Genomic DNA, 20,481 nt, shown 5'->3' with positions numbered 1-20,481 from the left:
GCTACTACTTCATCGGATCCGTCGGATCCCCGGCCACCGCGGGAACCGGTGTGATCGCGGCCCCGCTTCGCACGAGCCAGTCGCGTACGAACGCCGGTACCGCTTCCATGGGATAGGACCGATAGACCTCTCCCGAGCGTGCGACGAGCGCCTGTCCTGCGACGCCGATCTCCACGATGTCCAGCGGAGAATCATCGAGTGAAAGCAGGGAGATCTCCCCCATGCGCCGGTATTCGTGCGGCGCCGTGATCACGACTGACGCAGGCTGGCGGTCGTGGAGCAACGCCAGGAAGTCGACTGCTCCCTTGGCCTGTGCCTCCGCGAGCATCGACTCGGACCCATTGGGCAGCACCTCAACCCAGTTCGAGAGACTCCGCTTGAGGCTTCTGCGAGCCGGCGCAGCGGCAGGCGCGGTCGGCGCCGCCGGGTCGGGCTCGCCTGTGAACGCGATGCCCCCGACATCTGCCGGGCTCAGGTGGGTCGCCGGCGCCGCGATGTATGCGATCGGATCGGATGAGAGAGCCGCGGACAGACCCGCGGCGTCAATGACGAAGGTGCGGGGCGGTCCGTCTCCTGTCGTGAGTGATGCGAACAGGGACTTGCCGGTCGTGTCGGCCGGCCCGCCCACGCTGAGCTGGAACGTGGTCGTGCCACCTGCAGGACTTGTCGGGCCCGCATCGGTCTCGGTAGTCACCACGGCCACCGGAGCATCAAGGCCGGTCATCGAACCATCGGGCTGCCTGGAATCCAGGAAGTCGGTGATGACCACGCCGTTGAGCGCCCGGATGATCGACGCAACCCGGGGCTCGTTGGCCGGCGCGGAGACCGGCTGCCGCACGAACCAGCGTTCCTTGAGCCGGGCAAGGGCGATCGTTCTGTCGGAGTTCTTGATCGTGATCCGGCTTGCCTCCGGACCGATCCCGGGCAGCGCCGCGGTGTCGCGCCAGAACGCCAGATCGGCGGCGCGGAACATCTCGTGGATCCCCGAGTCGATCTGCGCCAACCGCACGTCGGCCGCCGTGTCGTTTCCGCTCGGTATCTCGTCCGTCTCGGCGAGCCCGGCTCCAGCCAGTACCCGCTCCGCGAGGCGAAGACGCCGGCGCGACCCGTCGGAGAGCGTGATCGTGACGGTGGTGAATCGCTCCCCGATACCGGACTCCCCCTCCGCCGCGGCGCGGGCTCTGAGTTCCGACAGCCTCCGCAGGGCGCCGCGGACACGCTGCGGCAAGACGCTCCACGTCGGCCCCGGCTCCGATCCGGAGGTCGGCATTTGGATCAGCCACTGGTCGGGCCCGGCGCCGCGTCGGATCGAGTGGGTCTTCCCATCCGGGTCTTCGATGTCGATGGTCGTGACCAGGGCCTGGTCAAACGCCAGGATCACCGAACCCGGCACGACGGCTCCGCCCGCTCCTGAAGAGCCGGCCGGGCTCGGACCTCGAAGGATCACTACAAGGGCCACCCCGAGCACGATCGCGACACCGAGCCAGATGAGTACTGTTCGAGTGGACATGCAGGGAGTGTACTCGCTCGCCGTCCCGGTCGGGCCGGTTCCGACGAGTATCCTTGCATCGCGGCTGTGTGCGTGGCCAGGCTTCGGAGTGTCAGCGTGCCAAGGGATCGCAGCGAGTTTGGCGGTTGGAGGCAGTCGCCCCGTCACGACCAGGCGGCTGCACCGCGACAGGCGCCGGTCGGCCAGCCGGCGCCGCAGCGGCGACGCCCGGTCGTCGGGATCACCGCGGATCTCTCCGAGCCAGTCGAGGGGAAGCCACGTGCGACCTGCTCGCTCGCCTATGCCCGCGCGGTGAAGGAGGCCGGGGGCGTGCCGATCATTCTGCCGCCAGACCCGGCGATGGCCGAGACCCATGTCGGCCTCCTTGATGCCGTTGTCCTGACCGGTGGCGACGACCCGAGGACGGAGCCCTTTGGAATGCCGACGCACCCGAAAGCGACGCCGATCCACCCGGTTCGCCAGGCCTACGAGACCGCGCTGCTCGCTGCGCTCGGGGCCCATCCGGAGCGTCCGGTGCTCGGTGTGTGCCTGGGTATGCAGATGATGGCTCTGACCCACGGCGGCCGGTTGCACCAGCACCTTCCAGATGTGCTGGAGACCGCCGAGAGCCACAGCGGCAACCGGCTGCACCCCATCACCGTGCTTGTTCCGGGGGCGCTGCCACCGGCCGACTCGGCGGCCGACGGTGGGGGAGTGACCAGCCACCACCACCAGGCCGTATGCGACGCGGGACGGCTCCGGGTGATTGCCCGCTCGGCCGATGGCGTGATCGAGGCGATCGACGATCCCGCGAGGAGGTTTTTCATCGGTGTGCAGTGGCACCCGGAGCGAACCGAGGACCACCGATTCGGCATCGCGTTGTTCCGGCGCCTCGTCGCCGCGGTCGGCGACTGATGGCGGGTTTTCACGCGCCCGGGGGCGTCGTGGTCCAGATCACCTGGTCCTTGCCGGGCCGTGACAGCGACCGCGAATCCTGTACACCAAGATTGAGATAGATGTCGCGCGTCGCCGTCGACCGGTTCAGTGTGTAGAAGTGGATTCCGCGGGTGTCATTGTCCAAGAGGTCGCGGCACTGCTCCGTCGCCCAGTGCACGCCGACCCGCCTGATCGCATCGGCATCGCCGCTGGTGCGGTTGATTGCCCGCATCAGCGGGGCCGGGAAGCGGCATCCCAGCGCCAAATCCGCCATCCGGAGCATCCCCGGGAGCGAGGTGACCGGCATGATCCCGGCGAGGATCGGGACCTTGATGCCCATCAACTCGCATCGATCCCGGAAATCGAAGAAGTCCCGGTTCTCGAAGAAAAGCTGCGTGACGATGTAGTCGGCGCCCGCGTCGACCTTCGCCTTGAGCAGCTCCATCTCGCGGAGGCGGTTGGGCGTTCCGGGATGACCCTCCGGGTATCCTGCGACACCGATACCAAATCCCCGACGGTCGAAGTGCCCGCCGCCGTCGTTGTACTGCCGGATGTAGCGGACCAGGTCGGCGGCATAGCGGAACGAATCGGAGCTGCGGTCATGGCCGTTCAGGGACTTGGGGACGTCCCCACCCAGGGCGAGGATGTTGGTGATCCCCGCCTCGGCGTACCGGTCCAGGATCGACTTGACCTCGTCCTGCGAGTGACACACGCAGGTCAGGTGCGGCACCGGGTCCAGCCGCGTCGACGACTTGAGCCGCACCACAAGGTCGCGGGTCAGTTCCCGTGTTGAACCGCCGGCGCCGTAGGTCACCGAAACGAAACTCGGCTTGAGCGCCTCGAGTTCCTTGGCCGACTGGAACAGCGCCTCCGCCGCCTCCGCCGACTTCGGCGGGAAAAACTCGAAGGAGAACGTCGTCGGGTCGAGTTTGAGAATGTCCTGGATGTGCAACAGTCACACTCGGGAGAGGTTGTGGGAATCGGGGGCAGGGCCGCTAGGCCGTGCCCCCGCAAGCCGATCAATACCGGTAGTGGTCGGACTTGTACGGTCCGTCGGGCGAGATGCCCAGGTACTTCGCCTGCGCGTCGGTCAGCCGCGTCAGCCTGACGCCGAGTTTGGCCAGGTGCAGACGGGCCACCTCCTCGTCGAGCTTCTTGGGCAGCGTGTAGACCTTGCCGGTCTCGTACTTGAACCCGCTGAGCGTCGGCTTGTTGTTGGCGTTGAGCCACAGATCAAGCTGCGCGATCGTCTGGTTTGTGAAGGACGAGGACATGACGAACGACGGGTGGCCGGTTGCGCACCCCAGGTTCATCAGCCGGCCCTCGGCCAGCACCAGGATGCTTTTCTCGCCGGAGGTGCCGGGCTGGAAGACGAACTCGTCGTACTGGGCCTTGATGTTGATCCGCTTGGCCTCGCCCTTGTCGCACGCCCTGAGCAACGAGGCCATGTCGATCTCGTTGTCGAAGTGGCCGATGTTCGCAACGATCGCCTTGTCCTTCATCCGCTTCATGTGGGACAGGTTGATGACGTCCTTGTTGCCGGTGGCGGTGATGAAGATGTCCGCCGTCTCGACGACGTCGTCGAGCGTCGCGACCTGGTACCCCTCCATCGCGGCCTGCAGGGCGTTGATCGGATCGATCTCGGTGACGATCACGCGGCAGCCTTGCCCGCGGAGCGCCTGGCAGCACCCCTTGCCGACATCGCCGTACCCGAGCACCAGGGCCACCTTGCCCGAGAGCATGACGTCCGTCGCACGGTTCAGGCCGTCGACCAGCGAGTGCCGGCAGCCGTAGAGGTTGTCGAACTTGCTCTTGGTCGCCGAGTCGTTCACGTTGATCGCGGGGAATGCCAGCGTGCCCGCCCGCTGCATCTCGTACAGCCGGAGCACGCCGGTCGTCGTCTCCTCGCTCACGCCCTTGATCCCCTTGAGAACCTTGGTAAACCGCCCCGGGTTGGCCTTCTGCTGCTCGCGCAGAAGGTCGAGGATCACGCCCCATTCCTCGGGGTCGCTCTCCGCGTTGAAGGCGGGAACGCTGCCGGCTTTCTCGAACTCGAAGCCCTTGTGGACGAGCAGCGTGGCATCGCCGCCGTCGTCCAGCAGCAGGTTCGGGCCGGTGCCATCGGGCCACGCCAGCGCCTGGTCCGTGCACCACCAGTACTCTTCAAGGGTCTCACCCTTCCACGCGAAGACCGGAACCCCCTTGGGATTCTCGACCGTGCCGTTGGGGCCGACGGCCACCGCGGCCGCGGCGGAGTCCTGCGTGCTGAAGATGTTGCACGAGACCCAGCGGACGTCCGCGCCCAGGTCCACGAGCGTCTCGATCAGCACGGCCGTCTGAACGGTCATGTGCAGCGAGCCCATGATCTTTGCGCCGGCCAGCGGCTTCTTGCCCTTGTACCGTTCGCGCAGGGCCATCAGCCCCGGCATTTCGTGTTCGGCAAGTCGGATCTCCTTGCGGCCCAGTTCGGCCAGCGAAAGGTCCCGAACCTTGAACGCCGGGCGGGCGCTGGAGGCCGTGCCGTTGGAAGACTTGGAAGCAGGTTTCGCGGCAGTGGTCGTGCTCATGGGATCTCCGAGGGGTTGAGTGTCTATCGGCCTCGTGCCGATACAAGCGCTACGTGATCCGCCCCCTCGCGCACCGAGCGTGCGCTCGTGCGGTCGGTGACGGTTTGACTGTCATTCTGGGACCTTCCGGCCAGCGTCCGATCCGGCGAACGCCGTGCAGGCAAACAAGCCCGGGCCCTTGGCCTCAGGGTGTGATCGCAACTCCTGGTACTTCGGGTTTCGGAACCCGGCCTGGGTCAGCAGACGCTCGATAGCCGACCGCGAGAACCCCAGCCACCGGTGGCCCATGGTGTGGCGGTAGGACGCCCGCTCGTGCTCCACCATGTCCACGATCAGGACAACGCCGCCGGGGCGCACCGTGCGATGGATCTCCGCACATGCGGCGCTGGGGTCCGCAACATGGTGCAGGACCAGCACGCACACCGCTGCATCGACCTCTCCGGCCGACAGTGGCAAGGCGTCAAGGTCGCCGCGACGGAAGTCCACGTTGTCGCACCCAGCCAGACGCTTCTTCGCGGCTTTGATCATCGGGGCCGACTGGTCCACGGCGATCACGCGAGCGACATTGGCGGCCAACAACTCCGCCGCGTTCCCGGTGCCGCAGCCAAGGTCGGCTACGGTCCAATCTCGGGGGAGGAGCGACAGCATCGCCTGGAACGTGGCGCGGTCGCCGAAGAGATCATTTCTCAGATCGTCCCATTCCCCCACGACGCGGCCGAAGAACGACTGGCTGTCGGTCCGTCGCTCGGCGAGCACCGACTCCAGCCGCCGCGTGTCCTCGGCGAGTTCCGGCGAATGGTCCGGGCTCATCTGTGCCCGGACCGCGAGCCAAAGGGCCCTTGCGTTTGCATCCATGTCGTCGAGAACCAGCCGGTACAGCGTCGCCGTGCCCTCGCTCCGCTTGAACAGCCACTCTCCATCGGCGAGCACCTTGAGGTGGCGACTGACCGTTGATTGCGGGAGCTGGACGACCCGCGCCAACTCACCCACCGATAACTCCTCTTCTTCGAGCAGCCGAAGGAGGCGAAGGCGGATCATCTCGCCAAGCGCGGCGAGACGGGCGGTGACCAAGGTGTCGGCGGCTGTGCGATCCATCCGTTTATCCGGATGAATGGTAGATAGAGCCCCGGGAATGTCAACCAAGGGGTCTACCAAAAAGGAAGCGAGGGCCGCTGGGGCCCTCGCGGTGGACGTTTCTATCGGGCCCCCGGTCAGGGAGCCTCATCTGGCTTGATCGCGAACGTGGGCCCCGTCACGGCATTGAGCGTCTTCATCCGCTCGGCTACTCGTGTGTCGCGTGGGTTCAGGTAATAGGCCATCCTGAGCCGCCGGACGGCCTGGTCCTTGTCGCCGATGCTGCTGTAAAAGTCGACCATGGCCAGCTGAACCTCGACGGTTTGGCCCTCATCAAGCCTCGCGGCCATGACGAGAGCCTGTCGGGCCTCGTCGGCATCTCCCAGTTCCTGGGCGTAGCGGGCCAGCCGCAGGTAGTCGCTGACCTGCTGCCGGTCGAGCGCACGCTGCCGCAGGAGCTTGTACAACTCCTCGTCGCGGTCGCCGGCGACCAAAGCATCGCACAGGGCGTCAACAACCGCGGGATCGTTCATCCGCTGCGGGTAGGCGAGCCAGAGGTGCTCGCGGGCCGGCACGGGGCGGGGTGGGGTGACCTTCAGGTAGGCCCGTCCAAGGTTGTACTGCCCGACCGGGTCCCCCGGCAGTCGCTCGACGTACTCCTGGAAGTCCACAATCGCCTCGCTGTACTGGCCGGCGACGTAGTGCCTCTCGCCACTCTCACGCACCGCGGACAACGAACGCTGGGCGCAGGCTGGAAGGAACAGCATGGCCATGCCAAGCAGGAGAACGCACATGATCGGGCGTGATCGGTCTGGTGAGAAACGGCGTGTATTCATCTCGATCTCTCGTGAAATAGGGCCTTCGGTCATCCTGCCGAAGGTGGTTGGCAGAGAGTGTATCGGTTCGCGGTGCGTTGTGGGACCAGCGGGGCCCTGTTCCGGGTAGGGGCTCGCCGCGGCCCGCTTCCCAAGGGGGAGGGGGGACCTTACCATTCCACAATGGGTGCCTGCGTACTCCTCGAGCACACCCTCCCGGATGGGAGCGTCCACTTTGACTGGCTCTTCGAGCCCGACGGCCCGCCCCTGGGGGGGCTCCTGTCGTTTCGGGTCCAGGAGCGGATGGACCAGCCAGGGTGCACGGAAGTGCGTGCCCTGAGCCGTCCCGACCACCGGCGGGCCTACCTGGAGTTCGAAGGGGAGGTTTCCGGCGGGCGGGGCTCCGTGCGGCGGATCGCCGCCGGTGAGTGCGTCATCACCGAGCGGACGGACGCCCGCCTTGATCTCACCGTTGCCTTCGGTGAGGGACCATCGGCCCGATGGGTTGGACACCGCTTGTACGGGCCTCCAGAGGCAATGTGGTGGCACTTTGTTCGTCAGCGGTAGCGTTCTCGCGGCAGTTCCGCGATACTGAGGCGGCCATGTGAGACGCCCCGGAAAGGTCATTCGACCAGCCCTTCGAGGGCCCGGGATCAGGGTTCGTTCCACCAACAGGGCATTCGCCCATGGGAGGTACGCATGACGCCGTGGATTCACCAGATCAGGCGGTCGCCGGAGATCCAGTTCACGGGAGGCGGAGGTCTCGGCCATCGCCCCGCGACGACCTCGCCCACCTCGAGCGATCACCCTGAAGCCAAGCCGCAGATCAAGCTTGTCGAGCAATCGCTCGGCGCGGCGAAGCACCAGGAGGACTGGGCGCGAAAGCCGAAGGGAACCGGGACCGGGGCCTGCCATTGCCGGACCTTCCATTGCAAGCTCACCGGTGACAGTCTTGAGAATCTCGACCGGCAGATCAACGAGTGGCTCGACCAGCATCCCGATTACGAGGTGAAACTCTCGACCACGACCGTTGGCGAGTGGACCGGGAAGCTCAAGGAGCCGAACCTGATCGTCCAGGTCTGGGTGTGACGCCCGCCGGCGCCGTCAAGAGTTCTCTGTGGAGCGATGGCACCGCATCCAGCAGCGTGCGCGTGTATGGGTGCGCGGGCGCTCGCACAACTGTGTCCGTCTCGCCGATCTCAACAAGCCGCCCGCCTTTGAGCACGGCGATCCGGTCGCACATGTGGCTGACGACGGCCAGGTCATGGCTGATGAACAGGTAGGAGAGGGAGAGGTCGCGCTGAAGGTCCCTGAGCAGGTTGAGGATCTGCGCCTGGACCGAAGCGTCGAGCGCGCTCGTCGGCTCATCACATACCAGCAGGCTCGGCTCCAGCGCCAGCGCCCGCGCGATGGCTACTCGCTGTTTCTGCCCGCCAGAGAGTTCGTGCGGGTAGCGGTCCGCGCTGTCGGTCGGCATGCCGCATCGCTCGAGCAGCGCGTCGACCCGCGTCCTCGCTTCGGCTCGAGACGAGACCAGGCGGTGCACGACCAGCGGTTCGGCGACGATCTCGCCGAGGCGCATCCGGGGGCTTAGCGAACCGCCGGGATCCTGGAACACGATCTGCATCCGGCGGCGCAGCGGGCGCAGCCCGCCTTCCGACATCGCCAGCACATCCCGTCCCTCAAAGAGAACCCGGCCGCTCGCGGCGGGGACAAGGCGCAGCACGGCCCGCCCGATCGTTGTCTTGCCGCTCCCGGATTCGCCAACGAGCCCGAGCGTCTCGCCGCGGGCGACCTCGAAACTGACGCCGTCCACAACGCGCGTAGCCTTGCGCCGCAGTCCAAAGGCGCCGCCGGCGCGGGGGAACTCGACCACCAGGGACTCGACGCGGAGCAGCGGCGGCACGGCGCCGGGTGCGGCGGGCTCGGCGTCTGGCGCATCGCTGCGGGTCGGTTCGGGCATCTCCGCCGATCGTATCGGAATGCCGGTTCGTCCGATCCGGACCCGCTTGACCCAAGAGGCCGCCCCGGTACCCTTGACGCTTGAGGAGTTTGCCTTGAAGCAGGGCAGTTAGCTCAATTGGTAGAGCACAGCATTGAAAATGCTGGGGTTCCCGGTTCAAGTCCGGGACTGCCCATTTCCGGCCTACAAGTTGGCAATGGGGTGGTGCGGTACGCGGAAGTTGTGCCGTCCTAAACCGATTCCGCCGGGGGCGCGAGCAAGTCGCTGTACGAGCAGTCGATCGGTTCTCCGAGCACCGGCTGGAGTCTGGTACGAAGAGAATCCACCAGCGCAAAGCACGCCGGGATGCGGCGGTCCGGGGATACGGGCGCCTCGAACTCGAGGTACGTTCCGAGCCCTTCGACATCATCGAGGTGGACCCGCACGCCGTCGACCAGGTACACCTCGCGGATCTTCCGTACCACAACCCAGACCGGGAGCGGTGTCACCCCGTACCGCGTTGCGACCTGTTCGGGGCTGAAGACGTCGTACCGGCTCAGCCTCGGTCCCGACTTATCGGCCCGGTCGTAGTAAATCCACTCCACTGCGGTCTCGGGTTCACCGCCGTCGGGGCCGATCCTCGCGATCTCCCGCTTCTTCAGCCGACCATCCGCGAGCCGGTGGTACGTGTCGACCTGGCGGATCGTCTCCGCATGGAGGCCGCCGGTAGCCAGGACGATGGTTCTCGCGAGGGGCAGATCTCGAAGCTCGGCCTTGAACTCGACGTTCTGCATCGCCAACGCTAGGTCCGGATTTGGGGCGGGCGAGCGGGGGGTTTGGAACGGATCTCAGCCCCGCTCGGGACGAGAAACCCGCGAAAGTTCGCGGCAACTGTGCACCACTTCCGCACGCGTCGCGTACGATACTGCTCCGGCGGGCCCTTCCGGCCCGGCAGGTCGCTCTGACACCCCGCTGTGCCCCCGATCCGGAGGATCTCCATGCCTCTCCTGCCCCGTTCTGTCGCAACTCTCCGAGCCGGCGCCGTCGCGACAGCCCTATATGCATCCCCGCTGGCCACACTTGCCCAGATTGACGGCAACGTTCAATGGTCGGGGGTCAGCCACATTGATTGGAACAGCCGCCGCCCCCGCGTCCCCAGGAACGGCGAGGCGTTCACGGTGCTCCTCCAGACGCTGCGGGACGACGTCACCGCCGTCCGTGTCCGGGTCGATACCGGGACCGTGACATTCGTTGACGCGGCGAAGACGGGCAGCCGCGGACCCTACGACCTCTGGGAGGCCACGATCCCGGCGACGGCCGCATCGACCGAGCGGTACCTCTTCGAGATCACCGACGGCGCCGATACGGACTACTACAGCCGACTGGGGATGTCGGACGACCTGGTCACGACCAACCAGTTTGAGATCAACTTCACCACCCTGGAGCACGCCCCCGTGGGGGCGACGCCGGTCTCGGGTGGTACCGTCTTCAAGGTCTGGTCGCCGTCGCGGACAACCGCGCACGTCCGGGGGGAGTTCAACTCCTGGTCGACGGCCAACCCGTTGGCGAAGGTAGGCGAGCACTTCATCGGCTTTGTCCCCGGCGCCGTTGCTGGCCAGTCGTACAAGTACTTCTTCAACAACTCGGTCTGGAACTCGGATCCTCGTGCGGCGGCGCTGGTTCCGACGAACAACTACAACGCAGTAATTGTCGATCAGGATGCCTACCAATGGCAGGCCCCGGGCTTCAGTTCCAGACCGACCGGCGAGCTGGTCATCTACCAGCTCCACGTCGGCTCGTTCGCGGGCCGTAACGACCCCGGCGGGGTCACCCCGAATCCGTCGCGGTACATCGATGTGGCGGCGCGGGCCGATCACCTCGCCCAGCTTGGCGTGAACGCCGTGATGCTCAACCCGGTCCACGAGTTCCCCGGCGATTTTTCCGGCGGGTACAACTCGGTAACGCCGTGGGCGATCGAGTCCAAGCTCGGTACTCCCGACCAGTTCAAGCAGATGGTCGATGCGCTGCACCAGCGCGGTATCGCCGTCATCCTCGATGTGGTCTGGAACCACGTCTCCTCCAGCGACAACTTCCTGTGGAACTTCGACGGCACGCAGTTGTACTTCGACAGCACCGCGGTGGACACGCCGTGGGGGGCCCAGGCCGATTTCGACAAGGCCGGGGTCTTCAACTTCTATCTCGACTCCGCCGAGCAGATGCTCACCGACTATCGGCTCGACGGCTTCCGCGTCGATGCCACGATGTACCTCACTGATTCCGGGCTGACCCCGCAGTGGTCCGCTGGCCAGGCCTTTATCCGCGGCGTCAACAACCTGCGGAACAGCCGGCACGCCGATGCCCACACTATCGCCGAGATCTACATCGATAACCGCTGGGTCACCGATCCGACCTCTTCCGGGCTCGGCTTCACGGCCCAGTACCAGAACGAGTTCAAGGAGGCGGTCCGTGCCGCGGTGTTCGACTCCGCGTTCACCAGCCCCAACGTGCAGCGGGTCGCCAACGTCCTTGACGGCCAGGGCTTCGGTGTTTCCGGCAGCAGCGTCCTCAACTACTTCGAACTGCACGACGACTGCTGGCCGCTCAACAACCACCAGCGGGCCGTGAAGCAGATCGACACGACGGCTCCGCACGACGACGAGTTCGCCCGCGGCCGGACGACCCTCGCGCAGGCTCTCAACCTTCTCTCTCGCGGCGTTCCCGCCATCGTCCAAGGGACCGAGTGGCTCGAAGACGATGGCTGGGAGTCGAGCAAGATCGATTGGTCGCACAAGACCACCTATGCCGGCGTGTTCAAGTTCTACAAGGACCTGATCGCCCTCCGCACGAGCGAGCCTGCCCTCTACGCCGACTCGCCGCTGTGGGCGTACCACGTCAACGAGGCGCTCGATGTCCTCGCCTTCGAGCGGTATGAGGTCGGCGGCGGCTCGTTCGTCGCCGTGGCCAACTTCTCGAACAACGGCCTCAGCGACTACCGGATCGGCCTGCCCCGCGACGGGCGTTGGAGTGTCGTCATCAACTCGAGCGACACCCAGTACGGTGGTCCGGGTGGGGGGGCGACGGGCGAGGTCGCGGTCGAGGCGATCGCATCAGGTCCGTTCCAGCAGTCGGCGGCGCTCAACATACCGGCCCGGACGATCCTCCTGCTCCGGCACGAGGCTCTCCCGGCCTGCCCCGCCGACTTTGATCACAGCGGCGATGTGAGCCCGACCGACATCGCGGTCTTCATCAATGCGTGGCTGGCCGATGTGCAGGCCAGCACCCCGCCGCCCGCACCCAGCGATTTTGACGGCAACGGCGCCGTGGAACCGAGCGACATCGCGGTGTTCATCGCCGCGTGGCTGTCGGCGGTAACCAACGGCTGCTGATTACCTGTCCCGTTGGCTACGCTGGCCCGTGAGCGATCCCGGGCGCATCCCAGCCGACGTGGCGAGACTGATGTTCGTGCATGGGCACGGGCTGCTCGACGATCCCACCCGCCCGGCTCCCCGCCGCGAGGTGCTGGGCGTCATCAAGCGGCTCGGCTTTGTGCAGGTGGACAGCATCTACACCGTCGAGCGTGCCCACCACCACATCATCTGGAGCCGGCTCCACGCCTACCGGCCCACTGATCTGGCTCCGCTTCATCGATCCGGCGCCGTCTTCGAGGGCTGGACGCACGATGCGGCGATTATCCCGACGGAGTTGTACCGGCAGTGGGGGCACCGCTTTGCCGCACGCCGGGAAAGTCCCTCGGCTTGGCTGCGCCAGCGGATGGGCGACGAGTACCAGCATGTGCTTGAGGTTGTTCTGGACCGGATCCGCCGCGAGGGGCCCCTCCTTGCCCGCGAGTTTGAGCATTCCGGAGGGCGCAACGGGCCGTGGTGGGATTGGAAGCCGGCCAAGGCAGCGCTCGAGCACCTCTGGCGCTCCGGTTCCCTGGCCATCGCCCGCCGCGGCGGAGCCGGTGGCTTCGAAAAGGTCTACGACCTCGTCGAGCGCGTTCTCCCTGGGGTTCACCCCGCTCGCCCCCCCGAGAGAGGCACCCACGTGGCGTGGGCCTGCAGGACGGCCCTGGACCGCCTGGGCACCGCAACGCCGCGAGAACTTGCTGCGTTCTGGGGCCTGCTCGAGGTCGAGTGCGCCGCCCAATGGTGCCGGGCCGAAGCGGCCAAGGGCCGCATTGTGCCCGTCGAGGTGTCCGGTTGCGGAGATGGGCCGCCTCGTCACGCGTTCGCGTTCGCCGACTGGCGCCGCCGGGCGGAACTCGCGGCGGAAGCCCCGATGCCCCGCGGCATCCGAATCCTCAGCCCCTTCGACCCGATCGTCCGCGACCGCGCGCGGTGCGCTCGCCTCTTTGGATTCGACTACCGATTCGAGGCGTACGTCCCGGAGCCGAAGCGGCGCTTCGGGTACTACGTTCTGCCGATCATCGAGTGCGGCGGCCGCGGGGTCCGAATCGTCGGCCGGCTGGACCCGAAACTGGACCGCGACCGGGGCCGGCTGAGCGTCCGCGGCCTGTGGTGGGAGCCGGAGATCAAGGCGACCAAGGCCCGTCTCCGGGACCTGAGCGCGGCTCTGGTCCAGTACGCCGCCTTCCTGGGGGCGGACCGTGTCGAGCTTCCGGCCGAGCCCAAACCGGCCGCGCGGCAGCCGCCGAAGCAACGCGCATCCCCGGCACGAGTGCCCTCCGGGGCATCCCGCCGGGTCGTGGACAACCGACCGGCATCACCATAAAGTCCAGACCCTTTCGGCGATTGGCCGCGGGAACCCGGGCGTGTACCGAAGTGGTCAAACGGGTCAGACTGTAAATCTGATGGCTTACGCCTTCGCAGGTTCGAGTCCTGCCGCGCCCATTGATGCAGATCCGCGAGTCCGCTCGTGACGGTCGGCGTCCCTTCGAAACTCCACGAGACAGCACTTCGTCGAATCGCGATTCGTTCGCGTGGCCACTTCGCGCCACCGCGAGCCGAATGGCTCGGGTTCAGGCCTGGGTTCCATCTCTTGTCGAAAGCAGTGGGAGCGCCAACGGGGCGCCCGCATCCATATTCCAGGCGCCATTGCACTCCGGACAGACCACGCACCCATCGTCCTCCGCCTTCAAGCCCTTGATGGTGTAGCCGCACGATGGACACTGCCCCCGTCGAATCCAGCGCTCCGCCAAGGCTCCGGCGCTCGCCTGCCAGAGAAGGATGATTCTGAGGACCCAGAGCAGAAACGCAAGCGCAATCAGGGCCAGGAGCGTCCTTCCTCTCCATAGGTTCGGCGCGGCGACGACGGCAAACACCATGACCGGAATCACGAGGGTCACCGACGGGAATGCGGGCCCCGTGTTCGCCGTGAGAGACTTGCGGTCCACCGCTCGCCACCGGTCCACGATCGAGCCGGTGACGCCGCGCATGACGCCGCGTCCGTCCCTCGTGCGGAAGAGCCAGCTTCCGCGATGGTCGTGCTCGGCGGGCATGTGGCCGCAGTTTACCGGCGCTGATCACGGGGAGGGCGGCTGCTCGCAAACAAACAGCGGGCGCCGGAGGTCCGGCGCCCGCTGTAGAGTGCGCAAGTTGTCGCGGCCGCGATCAGCAGCCGTTGGTCACGGCGTTGAGCCACGTCGTGATGAACACGGCCACGTCGGTCGGCCCGATGCCGTCGGCTCCGTCGATGTCGGCCATTGTGGTGCCGAAGTTCAGGTCGGCGAGCCAGTCGTTGATGAACCCGGCGATGTCCGCTGGCTCGATGGCGCCGTTGCCATCCCAATCCGCGAGGCAGTCGTTGCCGCCCTCGGTCGGCATCTCCGACCAGAGACCGCCCTGGAGCGACAGGTCGCCGCCCGACATCTCATCGATGTCGTGCTGGCCGACGGTGCCCGAGAGTCGCACAGTGGCGGCGCGGACGCCGGTCGCCGTTCCGGCATCGACGGTGGACCAGGAGAGGTCCAGTTCAGGAGGATCGGCTATCGCGGCCGAACTCAGCAAGCCCGCCGCGCCGAGGGCGGCGACCAGGCCCAGCGGGGCCGATCGACGGGCGCTGCGGTGTGAGGTGTGAAACATGGGAGTCCTTTCTGTTCACCCGGGATCAAGTGAGCCGGGTGTGGATCTTCAAGACTGCGGTCTTGTCTCCGCGTTTCCCGGAACCCGAGCCCGGGGCCGCCGCCGCGAGGTTGAACACACTCGCGGCGGCGGGACCCGGACGAGCCCGGTGAGTACTCAGGACTAGAACTTGCTAGCCTTGAGGAAGCTGTTGGACTGGACCGTCAGCGTGTCGCCGGAACCGCTCGGGTTCGTGTTCATCGACCACTGGAGTTGAACGTTGCCAGCGGTCGCCCCGGTCACCACGGTACCCGTGACGCGAACCATGGTTGAGGCGCTTGTGGTCGCACCGTAGACAAGGGTCCCGGTTCCGCTCGTCGTGCCGAGGTTGACATTGATATCGGCCCAGTCGCTGCCGACATCGTTTGCGGGGCCGATGCCGCCCCACCGGATCGTCGCGCCGGCCGGAACGGTGAACCCGACCTGAAGGTCGCAGTTGCTGTCGTTCGTTGCGACGCTCAGGAACATATCGAAGACCCAGACCTGATTCGCTCCGACGGCAAAGAACAGGTGATCATCATTCTGCTGTGTGGTTGACTCCGTGACCGTCTCGTCCACGGTCTTGCGGACAAGAGTGTCCCCGGGACCCTGTGGTCCTTGCGGTCCGGTTGCTCCGGTCAGGCCCTGAGGACCCTGCGGCCCCGTGGCGCCAGTCAGACCCTGCGGTCCCTGGGGACCTGTCGCACCAGTCAAGCCCTGAGGACCGGCGGGACCCATCGGGCCGACTTCACCCTGAGGACCCTGGGCGCCGTCAGCGCCCGCGGGGCCCATGGGGCCGACTTCACCCTGCGGGCCCTGGGCGCCGTCAGCGCCCGCGGGACCCATCGGGCCGACCTCGCCCTGGGGACCCTGGGCGCCATCCGCGCCCGCGGGGCCCATCGGGCCGACCTCGCCCTGGGGACCCTGAGCGCCATCCGCGCCCGCGGGACCCATCGGGCCGACCTCGCCCTGGGGACCCTGAGCGCCGTCCGCGCCGGCGGGACCCATCGGTCCGACTTCACCCTGGGGGCCCTGAGCGCCATCCGCGCCGGCGGGACCCATCGGGCCGACCTCGCCCTGGGGACCCTGAGCGCCATCAGCGCCGGCCGGACCCATCGGTCCGACTTCACCCTGCGGACCCTGAGCGCCGTCCGCGCCCGCGGGACCCATCGGACCAACTTCACCCTGCGGGCCCTGAGCGCCATCGGCGCCGGCGGGGCCCATGGGGCCAACTTCACCCTGCGGGCCCTGAGCGCCATCCGCGCCGGCCGGACCCATGGGGCCGACTTCACCCTGCGGGCCCTGGGCGCCATCAGCGCCGGCGGGACCCATCGGGCCGACTTCACCCTGAGGACCCTGAGCGCCATCGGCGCCCGCGGGACCCATCGGGCCGACCTCGCCCTGGGGACCCTGGGCGCCGTCAGCGCCCGCGGGGCCCATCGGGCCGACCTCGCCCTGAGGACCCTGGGCGCCGTCAGCGCCCGCGGGGCCCATGGGGCCGACTTCACCCTGCGGGCCCTGGGCGCCATCAGCGCCCGCGGGGCCCATCGGGCCGACCTCGCCCTGGGGGCCCTGAGCGCCATCGGCGCCGGCGGGGCCCATGGGGCCAACTTCACCCTGTGGGCCCTGAGCGCCGTCCGCGCCGGCGGGACCCATCGGGCCGACCTCGCCCTGGGGACCCTGAGCGCCATCGGCGCCCGCGGGACCCATCGGGCCGACCTCGCCCTGGGGACCCTGAGCGCCATCGGCGCCCGCGGGGCCCATCGGGCCGACTTCACCCTGGGGGCCCTGAGCGCCATCGGCGCCCGCGGGGCCCATCGGGCCGACTTCACCCTGAGGACCCTGAGCGCCGTCAGCGCCCGCGGGACCCATCGGGCCGACCTCGCCCTGCGCGGCGATCATCGACCACTCGGCGGGGTTGGTGTCGGGTGAGGCGCCGGCGCTGGGAGCGGTGGCGACATATGACGAGCCGTTGAAGAAGACCGCGTCTCCGATCGCGTAGACGGCTTCGGAGTTCCAGGCTGACTGCCAACTGAGTCCGGCGGCACCCGTATCACCCTGGGGGCCGGCGGGGCCGGTGTCGCCCTGCGGACCCTGCTCGCCAGTCGGGCCCATGGGGCCCATCGGTCCGGCTTCGCCCTGAGGGCCGGCGGCGCCGGCGGGCCCAACGGGGCCGGTGGGACCCATCGGGCCGGTGGCGCCGGCCGGGCCTTCTGGGCCAGCGGGGCCTGCTTCACCCTGGGCTCCCTGTGCGGCGTTCAGCGCGTACAGGGCGTAGGGGGCGGGGGTAATGGACTGACGTGGGTTCAAGGTTGTGTACGGCGGCTCGACGCCCACCCCGTTCCAAGCGGGAATGCGGACTGCGATCTGCAGCCAGCGGCCGTCGCCGTTGAAAGCGCCGGGTCCGAAGTCGAGCTGCGATGAAACCAAGCCGCGGGTCACACTCGTGTTGGCGAGACCGAGGGTGGTTCCAACCTGGGTCCCGCCGGAGGCCGAGTCCCAGAGCGTGAAGAGAACGTCACAGTTCCCGTTGAAGGGGGCGCCTGCCTGCCGCAGTTGCCCCTGGTAGGTAAAGGCGCGATCCGTCGGCGCCTGCGCGAGCAGGGCGCTGTTGGTCGCGAGCAACGCGGCAACAACGATCGCCAAGTGCAGCTTCGAGTTCTTCACTTCTTTGCTCCCACGAGAGACGGGCACGGCGCGCCGAACACAGCGCGCAAGATGCACGTCGAGTCAGTCACTCACTTATGCTCGATGGCAAGCAACCGGCAAGGTCACGCCAGCGTTATAAAGGAGAGCCACGACCAACCGCGCGTGGCGCGGACGGGCGGGCGATCCAAGTACCCCGGATTTACTCGATAGCGCTGCGTCGAATAACGCGTGGAAGGCGAGGCGTTGCTCGAGCGGGAGGGGCGCCGCCTGCCTACGACGGGCGATCCAGCACCATCTCGACTCGCTGCGACGGGACCCACATCTGCCGCCCGTCGCCCAGCCGTACCTGGGTCCACTCGCCGACCCGGGCGGTCGCCTGCAACTCGCTTCCAGCGGGCAGGGAGACCGACTCCTCGCTTGTGGCGACAGCGCCGGGAGAAGGCAGGCCCTCGGTGGGACTGATAATGACAGCGCGGCGATCGCGAGCATCCGCGGCGGTCTGCAGGGCCAATGAGGCAAATGCCACGAGCGAAATCACAGCCAGAGCGGACGCGGGGACTGATGTGAGTCTGCCGCGGACACCAACCATCCGGAGAATCAGAACAGCCCAAAACAAGGCGAAGCAGGCGAGGAACGTGTAGACCTGCCAGGCCGTGGGGACGATGCGGGTAAACGACGCGGTCGAAGCCCACGCCGGTTCGCGGGCCGCAGGAGCGGCGGCCGACGGGACACGTGCCCTGGCGTCTGCAAGGTTGGTGGAGAGTGACTGGCTGGCGGGCATCAGCCGCTGGGCGCGGAGGTAGGCGGCGATCGCCCGGCCGACATCGCCGGACATCATGTAGGCGTTTCCAAGGTTGTACCAGAGAGGGCCCGACTCGATGCCCTGGCCGAGAATCAGGGCGCGGTACGCCGCGATGCTGCTCTCAAAGTCCGCCTTGGCGGCGGCCGGCGAGTTGGCGAGTTTGTCGATCCCGGCGTGGTATGCGGAAGCAGCCGCGGCGGTCAGCGAGGAGGGATCGGCAGTAGTGTCCGCGGCAAGTGAACTTGCCGTAACAGACAAGATCACGCCAAGTGCCGCGATGAGGCGAAGTGCGGGGCTCATCTGTTCCTCCGGATCTCGGATCGCAAGTCCGTGGCAATCGAGGCGGCCTCGTCGACAAGGGATGTGCTGGAGCCTGAGGTACCTCCTCCTCCGAAGCGAGCAGCATCACAGGCGGCGAGCAGGGCGGCCAGCCGGGTGGTTGAGGCGCCGGCGGACTCGGCCACGGCGAGGCATTCCTGGTCGGTCAAAGAGCCGTCCGGCTTTTCGAGAAGGTCGGCAATCAGCGAGCGTGCGGCCTGGCTTACTTTCGCCGGCTGCTCGCTTGGGGGGGCGCTTCGTGCTGACGCCAGCGACTCCGAGAATCGCCTCATGGCGTTTCTGCTGCGTTGCTTGGCGGGATCTCGCCGGGCACGGCGGCGGCCCGCAAGCAAGATTGCGATTCCGAGGTACGCGGTCGGCGGGGCGGCAACTGCGGCCACGAACGCGGGCCGCCCGATGAAGGCGACAAGATCGAATCGCGTGGTGGCCAAGGTCAGATTTGCATCCATCAGCGGCGCCAACCCGCCGGGCTTGGCTGTCGGGGCAAGGGCCGGATCCGACTGGTCGGGCACGCCACCCAGTGTCAGACTGGTTGTAGGACGGACGGTGAGCGGGATGGGATCGCTTCGGGCGACCCGGTACTCGCCGGACTTCGTGTCAAAGTACGGCAACTCGATCGGCGGGATCTGCTTGACCCCGTCGGATCGAGCCCGCAGCGTGTAGGTGAACAGTGCGTGGTCACGATCGATCTGTGGGAGCGTGGGTTCGGAGGGGAGCTTGAACGACTCGTAGATCGACCGTTGCCGCTCGATGGGAATCGACTGGACCAGGTCGAGAGGGGGCGGCCCACTGACCGTGACGGTGACAGTAATCGGGTCACCGACGTTGACTGCGGTTGGCGTCGCGTCCGCACGGAGGGAGTACTCGCCGACAAGGCCGGAGAAGTTCGAGGGCCTGCCTTCGCTCGGGAGCGGCTTGACTGCGAGGGTGGCCTTGGGCGCCGAGACGACGAACCTCTCGCTGACCGAGAGATCATCGAAGATGCTGTCAAAGAAGCCTCGCTGCCGTTGACCGACGATGGCCTCAAACGCCGCCCGGAGCGGGCCGAGAGTGATCGAACCGGGCTTGCGAGGGATGAGCACCTGCTCGAAGGTGATGGTGTTGAAGGTGCGGCCGTTCACCGTTGCGCGGGAGATCGTGCCGACGACTGGTGATCCCATGACCGTCAGGTTCGCGAATCGAGGGTCGTCCGCGGCAACGGTGTCGGGCCGCGGGCTTGGCGCTGGGAGCAGGTCGTAGGCGCCATCGGCGTCCGGCAGGCTGAACACGTACTTGCGTACGGGCTTGGAGACGTACCACGTGACGGTCAGGCGGACGGGCTCACCCACGTACGCCTCGGCCGAGGAGAGCGATACGGCGAGCTTGAAGTCGTCGGTATCCGCGGGTTCGACCGCCGAGAGCGAGACCGGGACGGTCCGGTAGACCTGACCGTCGACCGTGACAGGGATGGAGGGAATGGTCATCACGCCGGCCCGCGTAGGTGTCACCTCGTACTGGAAGACCACACGGATGATCGAGCGATCGGTGACCCGGCCGTTGATGTTCATCTGGATCCGCTGCGACGCGTCGATCATGTTGTCGTAGCGGACGGCAAGGCCGTCAACGCCGGGAACAACGGGTTGCTCGGCCGAAGTGGTGCCGTCGACAACAACATGGAGTTGGACAGAATCACCGACATAGGTCTGGGTCGTTGAGAGCTCGGCACTGACCGAGACAGGGCCGGCCGCGCGTGCGGAACCGAGCGGCGCCAGGATCGCTGTGAGAACGAAGACCAGCGGAAGCAGGGGGTTGGGGCGAGTGTGCATG

The 20,481-nt window shown here is 67.3% G+C and carries 17 protein-coding genes and 2 tRNA genes; 7 read left to right on the top strand and 12 right to left on the bottom strand.

Annotated features, from left to right (window positions below; genetic code table 11):
* Positions 1-4: 4 nt before the first annotated feature.
* A complete protein-coding gene (locus KF745_11480) occupies positions 5-1,510 on the bottom strand; it encodes a hypothetical protein (protein ID MBX3359032.1) in 1,506 nt (501 codons plus the stop codon).
* Between the two features lie 96 nt (positions 1,511-1,606).
* Here KF745_11480 and KF745_11475 point away from each other — a divergent pair, with 96 nt between their 5' ends.
* On the top strand, positions 1,607-2,404 hold the full coding sequence (locus tag KF745_11475) for a gamma-glutamyl-gamma-aminobutyrate hydrolase family protein (protein ID MBX3359031.1): 798 nt from the start codon (positions 1,607-1,609) through the stop codon (positions 2,402-2,404).
* A 10-nt stretch (positions 2,405-2,414) separates the two neighbouring features.
* On the opposite strand, the gene metF is transcribed toward KF745_11475, so the two are convergent.
* The 4 genes from metF to KF745_11455 form a co-directional block, all read right to left on the bottom strand.
* Positions 2,415-3,377, bottom strand: coding sequence for a methylenetetrahydrofolate reductase [NAD(P)H] (gene metF / locus KF745_11470; protein MBX3359030.1), 963 nt, complete (start codon positions 3,375-3,377; stop codon positions 2,415-2,417).
* A gap of 67 nt (positions 3,378-3,444) precedes the next feature.
* On the bottom strand, positions 3,445-4,992 hold the full coding sequence (ahcY, locus tag KF745_11465) for an adenosylhomocysteinase (GenBank protein MBX3359029.1): 1,548 nt from the start codon (positions 4,990-4,992) through the stop codon (positions 3,445-3,447).
* A gap of 111 nt (positions 4,993-5,103) precedes the next feature.
* Positions 5,104-6,087 carry an ArsR family transcriptional regulator gene (locus KF745_11460; GenBank protein MBX3359028.1) on the bottom strand — a complete coding sequence of 328 codons (984 nt, stop codon included), beginning with the start codon at positions 6,085-6,087 and terminating at the stop codon, positions 5,104-5,106.
* 116 nt (positions 6,088-6,203) lie between these two features.
* Complete coding sequence (locus tag KF745_11455; protein MBX3359027.1) at positions 6,204-6,902, bottom strand: hypothetical protein; 699 nt, start codon at positions 6,900-6,902, stop codon at positions 6,204-6,206.
* A 162-nt stretch (positions 6,903-7,064) separates the two neighbouring features.
* Here KF745_11455 and KF745_11450 point away from each other — a divergent pair, with 162 nt between their 5' ends.
* Positions 7,065-7,448 carry a hypothetical protein gene (locus KF745_11450; GenBank protein ID MBX3359026.1) on the top strand — a complete coding sequence of 128 codons (384 nt, stop codon included), beginning with the start codon at positions 7,065-7,067 and terminating at the stop codon, positions 7,446-7,448.
* Between the two features lie 132 nt (positions 7,449-7,580).
* On the top strand, positions 7,581-7,970 hold the full coding sequence (locus KF745_11445; GenBank protein MBX3359025.1) for a hypothetical protein: 390 nt from the start codon (positions 7,581-7,583) through the stop codon (positions 7,968-7,970).
* On the opposite strand, the gene KF745_11440 is transcribed toward KF745_11445, so the two are convergent.
* Entirely contained in the window at positions 7,933-8,844 is a 912-nt protein-coding gene (locus tag KF745_11440; GenBank protein ID MBX3359024.1) for an ABC transporter ATP-binding protein, read from the bottom strand. The two genes, KF745_11445 and KF745_11440, sit on opposite strands and share 38 nt — an antisense overlap.
* Before the next feature lie 102 nt (positions 8,845-8,946).
* Here KF745_11440 and KF745_11435 point away from each other — a divergent pair.
* Positions 8,947-9,019 (top strand) — tRNA-Phe (locus KF745_11435).
* A gap of 55 nt (positions 9,020-9,074) precedes the next feature.
* On the opposite strand, the gene KF745_11430 is transcribed toward KF745_11435, so the two are convergent.
* Entirely contained in the window at positions 9,075-9,617 is a 543-nt protein-coding gene (locus KF745_11430) for a class IV adenylate cyclase (protein ID MBX3359023.1), read from the bottom strand.
* Between the two features lie 204 nt (positions 9,618-9,821).
* On the opposite strand from KF745_11430, the gene KF745_11425 reads away from it, so the two are divergent.
* The 3 genes from KF745_11425 to KF745_11415 all read left to right on the top strand — a co-directional run bounded on the left by KF745_11425 (position 9,822) and on the right by KF745_11415 (position 13,676).
* Complete coding sequence (locus tag KF745_11425; protein MBX3359022.1) at positions 9,822-12,209, top strand: alpha amylase N-terminal ig-like domain-containing protein; 2,388 nt, start codon at positions 9,822-9,824, stop codon at positions 12,207-12,209.
* Between the two features lie 28 nt (positions 12,210-12,237).
* Complete coding sequence (locus tag KF745_11420) at positions 12,238-13,557, top strand: YcaQ family DNA glycosylase (protein MBX3359021.1); 1,320 nt, start codon at positions 12,238-12,240, stop codon at positions 13,555-13,557.
* A gap of 36 nt (positions 13,558-13,593) precedes the next feature.
* A tRNA-Tyr gene (locus KF745_11415) sits at positions 13,594-13,676 on the top strand.
* A gap of 128 nt (positions 13,677-13,804) precedes the next feature.
* Here KF745_11415 and KF745_11410 read toward each other — a convergent pair.
* The 5 genes from KF745_11410 to KF745_11390 all read right to left on the bottom strand — a co-directional run bounded on the left by KF745_11410 (position 13,805) and on the right by KF745_11390 (position 20,480).
* Positions 13,805-14,284: a hypothetical protein gene (locus tag KF745_11410; GenBank protein MBX3359020.1), complete on the bottom strand. Its 480-nt coding sequence runs from the start codon at positions 14,282-14,284 to the stop codon at positions 13,805-13,807.
* A gap of 112 nt (positions 14,285-14,396) precedes the next feature.
* On the bottom strand, positions 14,397-14,867 hold the full coding sequence (locus KF745_11405) for a hypothetical protein (protein ID MBX3359019.1): 471 nt from the start codon (positions 14,865-14,867) through the stop codon (positions 14,397-14,399).
* A 162-nt stretch (positions 14,868-15,029) separates the two neighbouring features.
* Positions 15,030-17,552, bottom strand: coding sequence for a hypothetical protein (locus KF745_11400; GenBank protein MBX3359018.1), 2,523 nt, complete (start codon positions 17,550-17,552; stop codon positions 15,030-15,032).
* 253 nt (positions 17,553-17,805) lie between these two features.
* Positions 17,806-18,636 (bottom strand): tetratricopeptide repeat protein, encoded by an 831-nt coding sequence (locus KF745_11395; protein ID MBX3359017.1) that lies wholly within the window; start codon positions 18,634-18,636, stop codon positions 17,806-17,808.
* Positions 18,633-20,480, bottom strand: a complete 1,848-nt coding sequence (locus tag KF745_11390) for a BatD family protein (protein MBX3359016.1) — start codon at positions 20,478-20,480, stop codon at positions 18,633-18,635. The genes KF745_11395 and KF745_11390 overlap by 4 nt, the downstream gene beginning before the upstream one ends.
* Between the last annotated feature and the right edge of the window lies 1 nt (position 20,481).

The sequence above is a fragment of the Phycisphaeraceae bacterium genome, from assembly GCA_019636655.1.
GTDB lineage: Bacteria > Planctomycetota > Phycisphaerae > Phycisphaerales > UBA1924 > JAHBXB01.
Note: the sequence above shows the minus strand (reverse complement) of the source record. Positions and strands in the feature narration are given on the sequence as shown.